The organism is Pollutibacter soli (genome assembly GCA_029269725.1).
GTDB lineage: Bacteria > Bacteroidota > Bacteroidia > Chitinophagales > Chitinophagaceae > Pollutibacter > Pollutibacter soli.
Window position 1 is genome coordinate 203,721 of record JARJHS010000008.1, and the last position, 16,790, is coordinate 220,510.

The window sequence follows — 16,790 nt, forward strand, 5'->3', positions numbered from 1 at the left end:
TTTACAATTTGAAAAATAATTTCTTTTTATACAAAAACCAGCATAATCCCCATTCGAGAGCAAATATCACCAAAGAACCCAGAATATTCTGTGTATGCCCGCCAAAACCAACAGGGCCAGTCAAGCCATGTACGATGGTTTGTACGTAGCCATTAAACCAACGGTGACCAATAATTTCAAAAAAGAGATAAATGAATATCGAGTTCATACCGACAATTGTAAAGAACTTCAAACATTTCCGGTGATCTTTTACATCGATCCACCAATAACAAGTGGCAAGACCCAGCAGACACCACCCCAGCGATGCCAGAACAAAACTGGAAGTTGATATTCGTTTAATGATCGGCGTTATACCCGAAAAATCAAGCGCATATCCAAGAACAAGACAAATCAACCCCCATCCGAAAAGATATTTTAAAGGCTTGCCGTTGCTGATCAGCAGCTTTCCGACCAGCGCGCCCGCAATGGTATGTACAGCCGTAGGGATACAATTGATCGCGACCCAACCATCGCCGTTGATCTTGTTCATCAGGATAAGATCCATGTAATTCCCAAAATTGTGCTGGTCAGTAAAAGGCTGATCAAAGCCGGGGATGTCCGTAATCCTGTAAAGCACTTCAGTCAGTAGCAAAAGCGCTGCACAGAAGAGGATCTGGTAGGAAATTTTCCACCGGAATATCAGAAAGGCAACCAACGTGGTGAAAGACAATTGTGTCAATACGTTCCATAATTCAAACGATAAACCATTTTTGCGAACGGCATAATTGAGAACGCCCCAGAAAAAAAGCCAGAAACAGCGCACTAATATTTTCCGGAAGGACTCATTCCAGCTTACTCCGTTCTGCCACTGTTTTTGAAGGGAATAGGCCATAGCTGTTCCGGCAATAAACATAAATCCCGGCTGGATCAGGTCCCAGAAATAAAGTCCATTCCAGGGGTGATGAAAAAATTGTCCTGCAAAAGATCTGAGAATGCCGGGCTCAAGCGCTTCATTGATATGATCGTATAGCCCCGTACTTTCAGCCATCAGCAGGACCATGATCAGGCCCCTCATAAAATCAAGGGAAAGCAGTCGTGACGAGAATTTCGGAGGATTCAGTTCTGGCGTCATAATTATTTGTAAAGAAAAAAGGTATTTAAAAATTTGTTTTATTAGTAAAAAATCATGCATATTTGTGGCGTGAAAAATGTAAGTATCAATAACAATTGGTGGTGGCATAGCAACTCTTAGGGGTTTGTGATGTCACTATTATGTTATCAACATACAAGGCCCCGGATAAATATTCGGGGTTTTTTATTTTCATTCGGGTAAGCTAATTCATGAAGAAGAAAATTGAAATAAGAACGACGGTCAAAAGGATGCTGGCAGATGTGTACACTCCGGTGGGTATCTATCTCCGCCTCCGTGACCGGTTCAGAGATACGGTTTTGCTGGAGAGTACCGACAATCACACGTCTGATAACAGCTATTCTTTTATTTGTATCAATGCTATTGCAGGAATAGAAATCACCAACCAGAAAAGCCTGGAGTACAAACTGCCAGGTGATAAACCTCAGAAGGTGCCTGTTACCAAAGGAAGCAATGTAACTGAGATCGTTTGGGAGTTTATGCAAAGATTCGAACCCTTGCCTGCGCCGGCAGAAGCCTCCTATGCGCAGGGGCTTTACGGATACACCAGCTTTGATGCTGTTCAGTTTTTTGATAATCTTCATTTAAAAGATAAATCTTATACCTCAACACTGGGAACTGAAGGACCGGTTATCCCTTTAATGAGGTATCGACTATACCAGTACGTTATTGCCATCAATCATTTTAAAGATGAGCTCTACCTCTGTGAAAATCATTTCGACCAGTTAACTTCTTCAGTTGAAATAGTGGAGAACCTCATCAGGAGCAGGGATATTCCGTCTTTCCCTTTCAAAACAATGGGGGAAGAAACTTCGAATATGGATGACGCTGCCTATATGGATATGGTCAGGAAAGGAATCAGCCATTGTCATCGCGGAGATGTTTTTCAGATCGTTCTCAGCAGAAAATTTCAGCAGTCATTTGCGGGAGACGAATTCAATGTGTACCGGGCTTTGCGCAGTATAAATCCATCACCTTATCTTTTCTTTTTTGATTATGGTGACTATAAGCTGATGGGTTCTTCACCTGAAAGTCAGTTATTGATCCGAAACGGGCTTGCCACGCTACATCCGATCGCAGGCACTTTCAAAAGAACCGGAGATGAAGAGACCGATCAGAAGGAAGCGGAACGATTGTTACAGGACGCAAAGGAAAATGCGGAACATGTAATGCTGGTCGACCTTGCAAGAAATGATCTGAGTCGTGTGTGTGACGATGTGAAAGTAGCGTATTACAAACAGGTTCATTATTACTCTCATGTTATTCACCTGGTAAGCCAGGTGACAGGCAAAGTAAGAGAAGGAAGCAATCCTTTTGTTTTGATGGCAAATACATTTCCTGCCGGAACTTTAAGTGGTGCCCCAAAGCATAAAGCGATCAGCCTGATAGATGAATTTGAACCAACGGCCAGATCATGGTATGGTGGTGCGCTTGGTTTTATGGGTTTCAATGGCTCGTGTATACATGCGATCATGATCAGGAGTTTGCTGAGTATGCATAATACATTGTACTACCAGGCAGGCGCAGGAATTGTTGCAACCAGTAATCCTGAACTTGAACTCCAGGAAGTGAATAACAAACTGGGCGCGTTGAAAAAAGCAGTGGAAGCTGCAGGTGAAATCTAAAATTTTAAAATAGCAGAACGTGCGGATTCTTGTTTTTGATAATTACGATTCATTTACATACAACCTTGTTCACCTGGTGGAAAAGATCCTTCATCAGAAAACAGAGGTGTATCGGAATGATGAGATTGCCCTGGATAAAGTGGAAGAGTTTGATAAAATTATTCTTAGTCCAGGACCCGGAATTCCCGAAGAGGCGGGTTTGCTTTTACCATTAATCAAAAGATTTGCGCCAACAAAATCCATACTCGGTGTTTGCCTCGGTCACCAGGCCATCGGTGAAGCATTCGGAAGTGAACTCACTAACCTGAGTACAGTGTTTCATGGTGTTGCAACTCCCGTGTTCCGTGATGCAAAAGTTTCTGAAAATCAGTTTCACAATGATTGGTTTGATGGTCTTCCTTCAACAATTGAGGTAGGCAGGTATCATAGCTGGGTGGTAAAGGAAGAAGGACTTGCAAAAGATCTTGAGATAACAGCAAGAGATGAAAATGGTTTCATCATGGCCCTGCGACACAAAACTTACGATGTTCAGGGTGTACAGTTTCACCCGGAAAGTGTACTGACACCCATGGGAGAAAAAATGCTGCGCAATTGGTTGGGGGCATCAAATTAAATAGTATGAGAAAGATTCTTCAATATCTTTTTGAACATAACTCGCTTTCAAGAACAGAGGCATACGATGTCATGATGAATATCGGTCGCGGTGTTTATAATGAACATGAGATAACGTCATTCATGACTGTTTATCTCATGCGCACGATTACGATTGCCGAATTGCAGGGATTCCGCGATGCATTACTTGAACTTTGCGTACCTGTTGCTCTTGAAGAAAATGTAATCGACATTGTTGGAACAGGTGGCGATGGAAAGAATACCTTTAATATTTCAACCCTTGCATGTTTCATTGTGGCTGGCACGGGTCAGCCTGTTGCGAAGCATGGAAACTATGGTGCATCTTCCATCAGCGGTGCATCGAATGTGATGGAAAGGATGGGTTATAAGTTCAAGAATGATCCTGCACAATTGAAACATGAACTTCGTGAAACGAATATCTGTTTTATGCATGCGCCTTTATTTCATCCCGCTTTGAAAACGGTGGCGCCCATGCGGAAAAATCTAGGCGTGAGAACGTTTTTCAATATGCTCGGTCCGATGGTGAACCCGGCTTCTCCGGCGTTTCAATTGGTAGGCGTATATAATATGGAAATGGCCAGGCTCTATAATTATCTCCTGCAGGAAACAGGAAAAGCCTTTACGATTATTCATGGTCTCGATGGATATGATGAGATTTCATTAACCAATGATACCCGGGTGATCACACGTGAAGGCGATAGTATAATGACGCCGGAAAAACTGGGCAAGAGAATGGTGAGTGCATCAGATATTAGCGGCGGTGAAACACCGGAAGAAGCAGCAGAAATTTTCACTAGGATATTAAAGGGAAAAGGCACCTGGGCACAGAATGCAGTTGTACTTGCGAATGCAGCCATGGCGCTTCATTGTACAGGCAAGTATAATAGTTATGAAGATGCTTATGCTGCAGGCGTGGATAGTCTTGATAACGGCAAGGCTTATGCGACACTGGAAAAACTGATCCAATTGCAATAAAGAAAGGAATGAAAGACATTTTAAAGAAGATAGTCGATTCTAAATACAAGGAGATTGCTGAAAGAAAACAGCGGGTTTCTGTAGATGAACTTTTGCAAATGGAAGGATTCAACCGACCAGTAATATCCCTTGCGAAACGCTTTGAAACAAAAGTTTCTACGGGGATCATTGCCGAGTTCAAAAGAAAATCTCCTTCGAAAGGAATCATTAATGACAGATCATCTGTGGCAGATGTAGTATCTGCCTATGAGAAATTCGGCGCTGCCGCAGTTTCCGTTCTCACAGATGAAGAATATTTTGGTGGATCTGCAGCTGATTTTGCAATTGCAAGGCAGCAACTCAACATACCATTGTTGCGGAAAGAATTTATTGTTGACGAGTACCAGGTGGTGGAGACAAAAGCAATGGGGGCAGATCTGATACTTTTGATCGCTGCATGTCTTAGTCCGGCCGATGTGAAACAACTGAGCAAAAAAGCTGCTGCGCTTGGGCTTGAAATATTACTTGAGTTGCATGATGAAGATGAAATTGGTCATATCTGTGATGAGATAACGCATGTGGGAATCAATAATAGAAACCTGAACAGTTTTTCGGTTAACATCGACCGCAGCATCGATATGGCGCATGCTTTACCTGCCGGAAAATTCAGGATTGCGGAAAGCGGCATAAATAGTGCTGATCAGGTTGATCTCTTCCGTAGGAAAGGATTTGATGGGTTTCTGATAGGAGAAAATTTTATGAAAGAAGCAGATCCGGGGTTGGCTTTCCAGCTGTTTACGAAGAACATTAAAAAACCAGCCTGAGATGAGGATAAAGGTTTGTGGAATGACAAAAATTGATCAGGTCCGTTCACTGGAGGAAGCCGGGATTTCTTTTGCCGGTTTTATCTTCTACCCGAAGTCACCGCGATATGTTGAAAAATCCGGCCTGCAGGCTGCTGATCTCAAACGTGAACGAATCAATATTAACCGCGTCGGAGTATTTGTGAATGCAAGTGCCCAGGAAATATTGAAAACGGTTGATGAATGGCGTTTACATATGGTGCAGCTTCACGGTGATGAGTCACCGAAATTTTGTGAGATCATCAGTAATCATATCACCACAATAAAAGCATTCCGGATGAGTGCAGATGATAATGTCGGTTGGAAGATCTATCCATATATGGACGTAGTTGACATGTTTCTTTTCGATGCAGTAGGAGTTGGATATGGTGGTACTGGTCAGCAGTTCGATTGGAAGATGCTGGATTCTGCTACGATCGGGAAATCATTTTTTCTCAGCGGTGGCATAGGACCTAGTGATGTGCAGGCGGTGAGAGATTTCTCTGCTGGAAAACCGGAAATGTTCGCAGTTGATATCAACAGTAAATTTGAAATCGGTCCCGGTGATAAGGATATAGATAAGATTATTCAATTTAAAAAAGACCTGGACAAGCCATGAGCAGTATTATTCTCAGGGATGGGATATTAGAAGATCTTCCACAGATGCTGGAGATTTATAATGACATTATTCTGAATACGACTGCTGTTTACGACTATAATGCGCACACATTGGAAATGCGTACGAATTGGTTCAACGATCGTTTGCGAATGAATCTTCCTGTTATCGTTGCGATGGATGGTGAAGATCTCGTTGGCTTCGGTTCTTTCGGACAATTCCGCGCCTGGGCGGCCTATAAATATGCAGTTGAACATTCAGTGTATGTAAGAAATGATCAGCGTGGAAGAGGCATTGGCAAAAGAATACTTGTACAGTTGATTAATGAAGCAAAAAAGAGAAATCTCCATACCATGATCGCAGGTATTGATGCTTCCAATGATGCGAGTATCCGTCTGCATGAACAATTGGGTTTTATTGAAGTCGGACATTTTAAAGAAGTGGGATATAAATTCAACCGATGGCTTGATTTAAAATTTCTGCAACTAACTATAGATAACAATCCTGAGTAGACAATACGATTTTTTGATTTCATAAGTATGTATTTGTGTTATGGAGAAAAAACTAAAATGGACTGAACCCGACCAGTGGGGATATTATGGTGAGTTCGGAGGTTCATATATATCGGAGATGCTTTATCCCAACGTGGAAGAGTTGCGGCAGCATTACGTGGAGATCCTGAAAGATCCATCATTCATTTCGGAATTTCAGTTGCTGCTTCGCGATTATGCAGGCAGACCCACGCCTTTATTTTATGCTGAGCGATTGAGTGATAAATATAAATCTCAGATCTATCTTAAAAGAGAAGATCTCTGTCATACGGGTGCGCATAAGATCAACAACACGATAGGCCAGATCCTGATGGCGATTCGTCGCGGTAAGAAAAGAATTATCGCTGAGACAGGTGCAGGGCAGCATGGTGTTGCAACCGCTACTGTTTGCGCTTTGAAAGGATTGGAATGTATCGTGTACATGGGAGAAAAAGACATCGAGCGCCAGGCGCCGAATGTGGCAAGGATGAAAATGATGGGGGCTGTTGTTATACCGGCTGTAAGTGGAAGCAAAACGCTGAAAGATGCAACCAACGAAGCTATCCGCGACTGGATCAATCATCCTGAGGATACGCATTATATTATTGGAAGTGTTGTCGGACCACACCCGTATCCGGATATGGTGGCGAGATTTCAAAGCGTGATCAGCGAAGAAATGAAAAAGCAACTGGAAGAACATACCGGAAGAACTATTCCCCATCGGGTGATAGCATGCGTTGGTGGTGGCAGTAATGCTGCGGGTGCTTTTTATCATTTTCTTGAGAACGAAGAAGTGGAGCTGATTGCAGTGGAAGCGGCTGGCGAAGGAGTTGACAGTGGGAAATCTGCTGCAACGACAGCATTAGGAAAATCAGGTGTATTGCACGGAAGTAAGAGCCTTGTGATGCAGACCGATGACGGACAGGTGGTGGAACCACATAGTATTTCTGCAGGTTTGGATTATCCGGGCATTGGACCTTTGCACGCAGATCTTTTTAAACGTGGCCGCGCAAAATTTATGAATGCAACGGACGAGGATGCACTGAAAGCGGCTTTTGAATTATCAAGACTGGAAGGAATTATTCCTGCACTTGAATCAGCTCATGCACTTTCAGTATTGGGAAAGATCGGGCTGAAACCTGAGGAAACCACCGTTGTTTGCCTGAGTGGACGTGGTGATAAGGACCTTGCCACATATATGAAAAATATGGACCTGAAATAATTATTTGTATGAGCAGGATCAGAATTCTTTTTCAGAAAAAAAATAAAAAAGTGCTGAACGTGTATTGTACTGCCGGCTTCCCTCAGCTCAACAGTACAATCGAAGTAATGCAGGCTTTGGAAAAAAACGGCGCAGATATCATTGAATTGGGAATGCCATACAGTGATCCGCTGGCTGATGGTCCGGTAATCCAGGCAAGTTCAATGGTCGCGATTCAGAATGGTATGACGGTGAAAGAACTTTTCCGGCAGCTGAAAGGTTTTCGCGAAAAAATTTCAGTGCCTGTTGTGTTGATGGGTTATATGAATTCAGCGCTTCAGTATGGGTTTGAAAAATTTTGTGAAGACGCATCAGCACTGGGTGTTGATGGGTTGATACTGCCTGATCTTCCGATCCATGAATTCGACAGCTATTACGGAGCGATCATCAAAAAAAACAATCTTGATTTTATATTCCTGGTGACGCCTGAAACCAGTGAAGATCGGATTCGCGAGCTTGACAAAAGAAGCAGCGGGTTTATCTATGCTGTTTCAAGTTCGAGTACAACCGGGTCTGACAAAGACATGAGTCACGTGGACGCTTATCTTAAAAAGTTAAGTGGATACAAATTAAACAATCCGGTGCTGGTAGGTTTTGGAATAAAGGACAAGGAAAGTTTTGAGAAAGCGAGCAGGCATACTAACGGCGCGATCATTGGGTCGGCATATATCAAAGCTTTGCAACAGAGTAATGATGTTGCAAAAGCGACAAAAGAATTTTTAGAACCAGTCTTAAACTGATGAAAAAGTGAATGTTGCGGTGATAAAATACAATGCGGGGAATATCCAGAGTGTGTTGTATGCCCTGGGCCGGTTAGGTGTCGAGGCAAAAGTGACTGATGATCCAGAAGAAATCCAATCCGCAGACAGGGTTATTTTTCCAGGGGTAGGGGAGGCATCTTCGGCTATGCGTTACCTTAAGGATCGAAAACTCGATGAAGTTATCAAAGGGCTTTATCAGCCTGTATTGGGAATTTGCCTGGGTATGCAACTCATGTGTCGACATTCTGAAGAGAATGATACCGGATGTCTTGGCATATTTAATGTTAATGTGAAGAAATTTGTTTCCACATCAGCGTCTGAAAAAATTCCACAGATTGGTTGGAATACGATTTATAATCTCAAATCAGACCTGTTCGAAGATTTGCGCGAAAACAGTTACTGCTATTTTGTTCATAGTTTTTACGCGGAGAAATCGGTATTCACTATTGCAGAAACCGAATATACAAAAGCATACAGCTCCGGATTAAGACGTGCAAATTTCTACGGCGTACAATTTCACCCCGAAAAAAGTGCCGCTGTTGGTGAAAAAATCATTACCAACTTTTTAAATATTGCAGGCTGATGGAAATTATACCAGCGATAGACATCATTGGAGGAAAATGCGTGAGATTAACGCAGGGCGATTACAATCAGCAGACAACATACCATGACGATCCTGTAGAAGTAGCTATCGGATTCGAGAAGGCCGGATTTAACAGATTACACCTGGTGGATCTTGATGGTGCTAAAAAAGGAGCTGTTCAGAATATCGATGTATTAAAGAATATTGTTGCGGCCACTGATCTGATCATTGATTTCGGGGGTGGTGTGAAAACAGCCGAGGCTGTGAATGAAGTTCTGGAATCCGGAGCCGCGTATGTGACTGTTGGAAGTATTGCAGTAAAAAACAGGAATGAACTACTGAGCTGGTTTGAGCATTTCGGCGCTGGGAGTTTTGTGTTGGGCGCTGATGTGATTGGAAGAAACATCGCTATCCACGGTTGGACAGAGAAAACAGATACAGATCTTTTCAGTTTCCTGGAAAGCTATTATAATGTGGGTATCCGTGAGGTGTTTTGTACAGACGTGAGCAAGGATGGAAAACTGCAGGGGCCGTCAACAGAATTGTATCGGGAGATCATTGAACGCTTTCCTGATTTTTACTTTATCGCGAGTGGTGGTGTTTCGGGTATCGCTGATCTTGATGAACTGAAAAAGGTGGGTTGCAGTGCGGCAATCATAGGAAAAGCTATATATGAAGGAAGATTGAGCAGCGAAGAACTTGTTAGGTGGTTTCGGGAGGTGGTATAGCTGCAACAGGGTATTTTCAGTTGCTGATCATTCGCAGTTCATTTCAGTTATTTGATCTTTCAAGAGACAATAATGGCAGATGTAAGGTCGGACTATAAAAGTAAACTGTTGAAGACAATTCAAATTCAGAATACACTCGTCAAAGACTTTGATTTGTTTGACTCCAGGACCAAAGAAGGTTTGTTAAATCACGGAATTTACTTGACTGAGAGATTACATAAAGAGTCGTTTACATTGGCTCAATTAAAATCAATCGCAGGCGATATACTCACTTTATGGAACGAAAGCATAGGGATAGCGACGGAATTGTTCTGGACCGAAATGGAGAAAAATAATATAGAATTTGAACGAAAGGACGAATTGATTTTTGCTTTGGAGAAAGGTAGATTCAGAAAAGTGGAAATGGGTATGGGGGCCAGAAAAGATTGGGCTGTAATTAAGGACTATTGTTCAATTAAAAAAAGATTCTCAAATGACGAGATTGAAAAGATTTCCTCAATCATTGAATCAGATGAAAGCACCAGACTCGGCATTTTAAAAAAATGCCTGAAAAAAAGGGAAATTCCACAGACGCAGTATTTGAAGTTCGGAGAATGTATGGCCTATATGAGCAACTGTGCACTTTGGGATCGATATTTTAGTAAATCGGAAGTTGATGAACTTTATACCATTTGGCAAAACTTTGAAAGCAAATGACCTGCAAATAAAAACCTTTGATAGTAATGCTTACAAAAAGAATCATTCCCTGTCTTGATATCCGCGATGGACGTACAGTGAAGGGAACCAATTTTGTTAATCTGCGTGATGCAGGTGATCCTGTTGAACTTGGCGCTACGTATGCGCAGAATGGAGCTGATGAACTTGTTTTCCTGGATATAACGGCAACGCATGAACGTCGTAAAACGCTTGCAGAACTTGTAAGGAGAATTTCCGGTGAAATCAATATCCCTTTTACAGTTGGTGGCGGAATAACCAGTGTGGATGATGTCTACAATCTGCTGCAACATGGTGCCGATAAGGTATCAGTTAACTCCGCGGCATTCAAAAGACCGGAGCTGGTTGGTGAGCTTGCCAACGAGTTTGGAAGTCAGTGTGTGGTACTAGCCATCGATACGAAAAAAGAAGAGGACGGCAACTGGTATGTGTATCTGAATGGAGGCCGGCTCGCAACAACTACCTTATGCACAGAATGGGCAAACAAAGCCGTTGACCTGGGTGCGGGAGAGATTCTGCTTACATCGATGAATCATGATGGCACAAAACAGGGGTTTGCTCACGAAATAACCTCTGAACTGGCCACCACCTTGCCTGTGCCGGTTATTGCTTCCGGCGGGGGAGGTACTATGGAGCATTTTTATGATGTGTTCACCAAATCCCATGCAGATGCGGCGCTTGCTGCGAGCATTTTTCATTTCCGGGAGATCGGAATACCTGAGCTTAAAACTTATCTTGCGGAACGGTGGATTCCCATAAGAAACGATCTGATCATTTAATAAAAAATATTTCATTGAAAGTAGATTTCAAAAAATCAGCCGATGGCCTGGTACCGGCGATTATACAGGATCACAGGACGGGGAAAGTACTTATGCTGGGGTATATGAATGAAAACGCGCTCATGATAACAATGGAAACCGGCCGGGTGACGTTTTATAGCAGGACTAAACAGCGTCTTTGGACAAAGGGCGAAGAAAGTGGTAACTACCTCGAACTCAGGTCTATCGACAGCGATTGTGACAATGATTCACTGCTGGTGAAAGTACAACCCAAAGGACCCGTTTGCCATACAGGCGCCGATACCTGCTGGAATGAAAAAAATCATACACAGGATTTTCTCAGCTACCTGGAGGACATTATTTCGCTCAGAAAAAAGAGCGACGATGAAAACAGTTACGTAAAGAAATTGTTTAAAAAAGGCATCAATAAGATTGCTCAGAAAGTAGGCGAGGAGGCCGTGGAATTAGTGATTGAGGCAAAGGATAATGATGATGAAAAATTTCTTGATGAAGCGGCCGATCTGATGTTCCACTATTTGGTTTTGCTTAACAGTAAAGGGTTTAATTTGCAATCCGTGAGTGATATCCTGAAAAAAAGGCATTCTAAATGAAAAAGTTGTTGCTGATCTTTTTGCTGGCTCCTGTATTCTGCATTGCTCAGCAGGAAAAAGATTTTGTTATTAAAGGATTTCTGAAAGGATTGCCTGATGGCACTGAATTGGTAATCGGGTCAGACGATCCAACTATTTCGCCGCTTGCCAAAGGAATTTCCAGGGCCGGCAAATTCGAATTGAAGGGTAAGCTGGCTACGCCCGGTTTGTATCATCTCTCTTATCCTGGTACAAAACAAAAACTCTATATTTTTCTTGATCCGTCAACGGTTACTGTGAGTGGCACTAATGATTCCCTTCCTGTAGCCAAAGTTACGGGCTCTGCAACCAATGATGTATTCATCGCCTTTAATAAAACATTTACTCCTCTTTTCGCTGAACTTGGTGCTGTAGTTGAACATATCAATTCAGGCAAACCAGATCCTGATGGTTCAAAGAGAAAAAGATATGAAGAGCTGATCGGGCAGATCAATACACTCACCGATCAATTCGTCATTGAACATAAAAATTCATACGTCACTCCTTTTGCCATTTATGTGATGAAAGGTGTCAGTGATGTGGCGCAGATTGAGAACCGGTACAACCAGATGAATCCGGATTTGCATGGTAGTATTTTTGCTAAACAACTTGCTCAGCAGATTGCCGATAGTAAAGTCGGTGCCATCGGCTCAGAGGCTATTGAGTTTGTACAGAATGACATAGAAGGTAAACCTGTATCACTTTCATCTTTCCGCGGAAAATATGTCCTGGTGGATTTCTGGGCGAGTTGGTGTGGACCTTGTCGTCATGAAAATCCGAATGTCGTTGAAGCGTATAAAAAATTCTCCGATAAAAATTTCACCGTCCTGGGCGTTTCCCTTGACCGTGCACGTGAGCCATGGTTGCAGGCAATTAAAGATGATAATCTTATCTGGACCCAGGTGAGCGATCTGAAATTCTGGAACAATGAGGTTGCCAAAATATACAGGATCGAGGGTATACCGCAGAATTTCCTTGTAGATCCTAAGGGTGTCATCATCGCTAAAAATCTTCGCGGGCCGGAGCTGCATCAGAAGTTACAGGAACTGCTGCAATAAAGGACGAACGATAAACTACGAAGTACGATTTAAAAAGAAGTACAGATTCTATTCCAAAGTTTTGAAGCCGTTTCGAGGTAAAGTGCATTGCCTTCAGCGATATTTAAATTGCATAATGCGGAGTACACTAAAAAATACACGCGGAGGAGATTTTTTCTTCAATCATACCATAAAATTTCTTTATTCAGTTCCGCCGAAACGGAAAATCTGCAGGTAAATATGTATTAATTGGTTTTAGCATCTTTATGGTTCAAAATAACACCAGAAAAAAAGCACATCATCATGTATTTTTCTGTGCCGGATATTTTGGATCCTAGGAGATTTGATTTTTGCGACAAAACCCGCCAGGTATCCGATACTTGCAAGTATCGGATACCTGGGAGCTTTCAGCAATTTCGAAAACGATTTGTAAAAAAACAAGTGAAAAACCCGCCTGACTGACAGATTTTTCTATCTGATTTTGTGGATTTCATTTTGGTTTAGATATAGAGAAAATGTATAGTTCTTTTCCGGAATTCCGACACGAAAAAAGCCGCTGCATTTCTGCAACGGCCTTTAAACTTTTAACTTTTAACCTGCCTGCCGGCAAGCACCTGCTCGCTACTTACTACTCACTAGAAAATGTAACGAATCCCAAACTGCGCCTGCCATACATCGATAAGGCTTGCACCTCTCCTCGTTGTCGTGTAGTCGAGACTGTTATTCACCAAAGTCATTCTGTACACAGGAGCTCCGGTGGTTGTGTTATAACCTCTCGCTGCAAGAGGTGAGCTGTTGTTCACTACATAACCTACTCCCCATCTTGGATTGATCAGGTTGCCTACGTTGAAAATATCTGCCCGAAGCTGAATCGTGTGTCTGTTTTTTCCGATGTTGCGGAAAACTTCCAGCATCGCGCTCAGATCAAAACGGGTAACCATTGGCAGGTTAAGACCATTACGATCTGCGTATTCACCACGGTGTTTGCTCAGATACTTATCCTGGTTGATGTATTTTTCAAAAGCTGCTTTCTGCTGATCAACAGTAAAAGCAGGAACCGAACCACTGGCTGGTATTTCCTGGAAATTCATTTCACTCATATCCCTTGGAATATAGATCAGGTCATTTCCTGAAACACCATCACCATTCAGATCACCAGAAACCGTGTATGACACGCGACCCTGGTTCTGTGACTGACCACCCAATACCAGGTGAAGTGCCATCGTCTTAGCAAGCTCAATACGATATGATACGTTTCCAATGAAACGGTTACGGATATCGTAATCGCTGAATGTAAGTGAAGGATCATTATTGCCTCTTACTGACCTGTTGTCTCTCCAGCTGCTGAAGGCAATTGAACCGGCAGTAATATAATCTTTGGTACTACCGTAGTTATATGCCACCATCCAGCCCAGGCCCGTTGCGCGCGCAGGCTTTTCCAGTTTTACAGTGAACATAAATGATCCACCATAAGGTCCGCTCTTCAACACTGTTGCATCAGAGATCTTTGGATTGATACGTGATGCCGCATTGAATGAACTGCCTGACAGCAACTGACCTGTGGTTGTATTAAACGTATTGTAACGAGGTCTTGTATCTGGTCCGGAAAAGCTCGCGGTGGCAGGTTTCAGATTAGCGTTATAATAGAACATATTGCTAAGGCTCTGTGTAAACATTGCCTCTACACTTGCAATGATTCCCCAGCCGATATTCTGATCAACAGCAAGGTTTGCGCGGAATACCTGCGGGAAACGGAAACTGTTTTCTGTTGTTGCAAGGTTATAACTTGGTGCCGGCTGACCAGGATTTGCAATTTCAGGAACATGCGCTGTCACATCCGGATTGAATGGATATGCTTTGGTATTGTCAGTGAAGATTGATCCACTCTGTACACCGTTATTACCCATCTGGTTGGAAATCCATACAAATGCAGGTCGCCCTGTGAAAAGACCAAGGCCACCACGGATCTGCGTTTTCTTGTTACCAAACACATCATAGTTGAATCCAAATCTTGGAGACACCATGAGTTTTGCCTTCGGAAGTTTTGAAGTACTCAGCTGCGTAGGATCGCCATTTTCATCTACGAAACTAAATCCATCAACTTCAGTATTCACAAAACCGCTTCCGGCGAAGAAAGGAATATCAAAGCGAACACCGTAAGTGATATTCAGCCTGTCGCTGAGCGGAACATCATCCTGAACATAAAATCCCAGGTTTCTTGCTTTGGTTACTGCGTTCCATAATCCCCCGCCGGCCAGATTGCTGTAGGCCAGCTGATATCTGCGCAACAGTACCGGATTTTCAGTCATGTTGGGATTTGCAAGAAATGCATTTGCAGATGCATAAAAGCTATCCAGGTTGTGGAAGACATACTGACCGTTGATATTCGGGGTAAACTGGTTGAAGAAATGGAATGTTTCAAAATTGAACCCGACAGAAATGGTATGCTTCCCGAAATACATGCTGAGGTTATCAGAAACCTGCCAGGTGTCTGTATCCAGTATATTATTAGGAGTAAATGGTTCTGATCCGAACGAAATATAGTTACGGTCATTGCCATCCAGGATATCTACTGTTGGGAAAGGAATTGCTTTCTCAGCACGGTAGTCACGGTTCGCAGTATAACCGAAGATCAACTGGTTATGAAATTTTTTGCTGATGCGACTGTTCAACTGTGCAATCGCAGAATAAATATCATTATTGATTACATAGTTGGAGTTTTCAAAGTTCATCGCAAAGGCGTTGTTATTTCTTCCATTGAAACCACCGGAGCTGCTCATAGGAACATCGCGTGATGATTTGAGGAAATTACCGCGGATGCTGAACTTGTGAACATCGCTGATGTTCCAGTCCAGCTTCAACATTGCTTTATCACTTTTAGTAAGCAATGAGTAATTGTCATACAGTCCAGTATTGTAATTAAAATTATCAGCAAGATATTTTGAAAGTGCTTCGAGATCGGTTGTTTTTACACGGGTTACGTTTGCGCCACCGGTGTTAGAACCATTATCTGCCACCCAAGCAGTACCCGGATCCGTTCTACGCTCACCTTCATAATTGGCGAAGAAGAACAATTTGTTTTTGATGATCGGACCACCGACGCTTGCACCAAACTGTTTAACATCAAATGCTGCAGTTACAACATTCGTTTTTCCCTCGGCACCTGCTTTGCGACCGGTCAGGCCTTCATTGCGGAAATTGTAAAAAGCACTCCCGTGGAATGTGTTGGTTCCGCTTCGTGTTACTGTATTGATTGAAGCACCAGTGAACCCTGCATCTTTCAGGTTGTATGGAGAAAGGTTGATCTGCATTTCTTCCAACGCGTCCAGTGAAATCGGCGTTGAGTTGGTCTGGCTTCCGGGAAGTGCCTGAAGACCGAAAGAGTTGTTGAAGATCGTTCCGTCAATGGTGAGGTTGATCATCCTGTTGTCCTGACCGCCAAAGGAAGTACCGTTGGATTGCGGAGTGAACTTTGTAACGTCAGTAATGCTCCTGCTCAGTGTTGGAATCGTCGCGAGCATCTGCCTGTTGATATTCGTTGAAGCTCCTTTTCTGTCTTTGGAGATCAACGAACGGCCACGCGTACTGGTAACCACCACTTCGTTCAGACTTTTGCTTGCTTCGATCAGCTGAATATCAACTCTCGTTGGCTCACCCAGCTGAACCGTAACATCACCCACTTCCTGTGGCGAAAAGCCAACGTGTGAGTAAGAGATTTTGTAAGGTCCACCGATCCTGATGCCCGGTAAGCTGTACCGGCCGTCATTGGTCGTTTGTGTTTTGTAACGTGTGCCGGAAGGCTCATGAACGGCTTCAATGGAGGCGCCGGCGATCGGCTTACCTTCAGAATTGACTACCGACCCGACCAATGTTCCGGAAGTTACCTGTGACATTGCCGGGACATAAAACAGCAGTGCCACAAGGAGTTTTACCCATGTTTTGTACATATTTTGTTAAGTTTTTCAGCGG

16 protein-coding genes are annotated in these 16,790 nt (G+C 43.0%); 14 read left to right on the plus strand and 2 right to left on the minus strand.

Translation table 11 applies throughout. The features are described from left to right. Nucleotide 1 precedes the first annotated feature (1 nt). On the minus strand, nucleotides 2–1,111 hold the full coding sequence (locus P2W82_RS18960; RefSeq protein WP_336517506.1) for an acyltransferase family protein: 1,110 nt from the start codon (nucleotides 1,109–1,111) through the stop codon (nucleotides 2–4). A 209-nt stretch (nucleotides 1,112–1,320) separates the two neighbouring features. Between P2W82_RS18960 and P2W82_RS18965 the strand changes: the two genes are divergently transcribed. The 14 genes from P2W82_RS18965 (at nucleotide 1,321) to P2W82_RS19030 (ending at nucleotide 12,842) form a co-directional block, all read left to right on the plus strand. Next, a complete protein-coding gene (locus P2W82_RS18965) occupies nucleotides 1,321–2,754 on the plus strand; it encodes an anthranilate synthase component I family protein (RefSeq protein ID WP_336517507.1) in 1,434 nt (477 codons plus the stop codon). A 19-nt stretch (nucleotides 2,755–2,773) separates the two neighbouring features. Next, on the plus strand, nucleotides 2,774–3,367 hold the full coding sequence (locus tag P2W82_RS18970; RefSeq protein ID WP_336517508.1) for an anthranilate synthase component II: 594 nt from the start codon (nucleotides 2,774–2,776) through the stop codon (nucleotides 3,365–3,367). Between the two features lie 5 nt (nucleotides 3,368–3,372). After that, the gene (trpD, locus tag P2W82_RS18975) at nucleotides 3,373–4,362 is read left to right on the plus strand and encodes an anthranilate phosphoribosyltransferase (protein ID WP_336517509.1); all 990 of its coding nucleotides are present in this window, start codon (nucleotides 3,373–3,375) and stop codon (nucleotides 4,360–4,362) included. 8 nt (nucleotides 4,363–4,370) lie between these two features. Further along, nucleotides 4,371–5,165 (plus strand): indole-3-glycerol phosphate synthase TrpC, encoded by a 795-nt coding sequence (gene trpC, locus P2W82_RS18980; protein WP_336517510.1) that lies wholly within the window; start codon nucleotides 4,371–4,373, stop codon nucleotides 5,163–5,165. A gap of 22 nt (nucleotides 5,166–5,187) precedes the next feature. Continuing rightward, nucleotides 5,188–5,802 carry a phosphoribosylanthranilate isomerase gene (locus P2W82_RS18985; protein WP_336517511.1) on the plus strand — a complete coding sequence of 205 codons (615 nt, stop codon included), beginning with the start codon at nucleotides 5,188–5,190 and terminating at the stop codon, nucleotides 5,800–5,802. Further along, nucleotides 5,799–6,311, plus strand: a complete 513-nt coding sequence (locus tag P2W82_RS18990) for a GNAT family N-acetyltransferase (RefSeq protein ID WP_336517512.1) — start codon at nucleotides 5,799–5,801, stop codon at nucleotides 6,309–6,311. The genes P2W82_RS18985 and P2W82_RS18990 overlap by 4 nt, the downstream gene beginning before the upstream one ends. A gap of 40 nt (nucleotides 6,312–6,351) precedes the next feature. Further along, a complete protein-coding gene (gene trpB / locus P2W82_RS18995; RefSeq protein ID WP_336517513.1) occupies nucleotides 6,352–7,551 on the plus strand; it encodes a tryptophan synthase subunit beta in 1,200 nt (399 codons plus the stop codon). Between the two features lie 8 nt (nucleotides 7,552–7,559). Then, nucleotides 7,560–8,330: a tryptophan synthase subunit alpha gene (gene trpA / locus P2W82_RS19000; protein ID WP_336517514.1), complete on the plus strand. Its 771-nt coding sequence runs from the start codon at nucleotides 7,560–7,562 to the stop codon at nucleotides 8,328–8,330. 7 nt (nucleotides 8,331–8,337) lie between these two features. Further along, the gene (hisH, locus tag P2W82_RS19005) at nucleotides 8,338–8,934 is read left to right on the plus strand and encodes an imidazole glycerol phosphate synthase subunit HisH (RefSeq protein ID WP_336517515.1); all 597 of its coding nucleotides are present in this window, start codon (nucleotides 8,338–8,340) and stop codon (nucleotides 8,932–8,934) included. Then, nucleotides 8,934–9,662 (plus strand): 1-(5-phosphoribosyl)-5-[(5-phosphoribosylamino)methylideneamino]imidazole-4-carboxamide isomerase, encoded by a 729-nt coding sequence (hisA, locus tag P2W82_RS19010; protein ID WP_336517516.1) that lies wholly within the window; start codon nucleotides 8,934–8,936, stop codon nucleotides 9,660–9,662. The genes hisH and hisA overlap by 1 nt, the downstream gene beginning before the upstream one ends. 108 nt (nucleotides 9,663–9,770) lie before the next feature. Beyond that, nucleotides 9,771–10,358, plus strand: a complete 588-nt coding sequence (locus P2W82_RS19015) for a hypothetical protein (RefSeq protein WP_336517517.1) — start codon at nucleotides 9,771–9,773, stop codon at nucleotides 10,356–10,358. 26 nt (nucleotides 10,359–10,384) lie between these two features. Beyond that, nucleotides 10,385–11,155: an imidazole glycerol phosphate synthase subunit HisF gene (gene hisF, locus P2W82_RS19020; RefSeq protein WP_336517518.1), complete on the plus strand. Its 771-nt coding sequence runs from the start codon at nucleotides 10,385–10,387 to the stop codon at nucleotides 11,153–11,155. 14 nt (nucleotides 11,156–11,169) lie between these two features. Then, nucleotides 11,170–11,766, plus strand: a complete 597-nt coding sequence (gene hisIE, locus P2W82_RS19025; RefSeq protein ID WP_336517519.1) for a bifunctional phosphoribosyl-AMP cyclohydrolase/phosphoribosyl-ATP diphosphatase HisIE — start codon at nucleotides 11,170–11,172, stop codon at nucleotides 11,764–11,766. Next, on the plus strand, nucleotides 11,763–12,842 hold the full coding sequence (locus P2W82_RS19030; protein WP_336517520.1) for a TlpA disulfide reductase family protein: 1,080 nt from the start codon (nucleotides 11,763–11,765) through the stop codon (nucleotides 12,840–12,842). The genes hisIE and P2W82_RS19030 overlap by 4 nt, the downstream gene beginning before the upstream one ends. 614 nt (nucleotides 12,843–13,456) lie before the next feature. Here P2W82_RS19030 and P2W82_RS19035 read toward each other — a convergent pair. Further along, nucleotides 13,457–16,768: a TonB-dependent receptor gene (locus P2W82_RS19035; protein ID WP_336517521.1), complete on the minus strand. Its 3,312-nt coding sequence runs from the start codon at nucleotides 16,766–16,768 to the stop codon at nucleotides 13,457–13,459. Nucleotides 16,769–16,790: the final 22 nt, after the last annotated feature.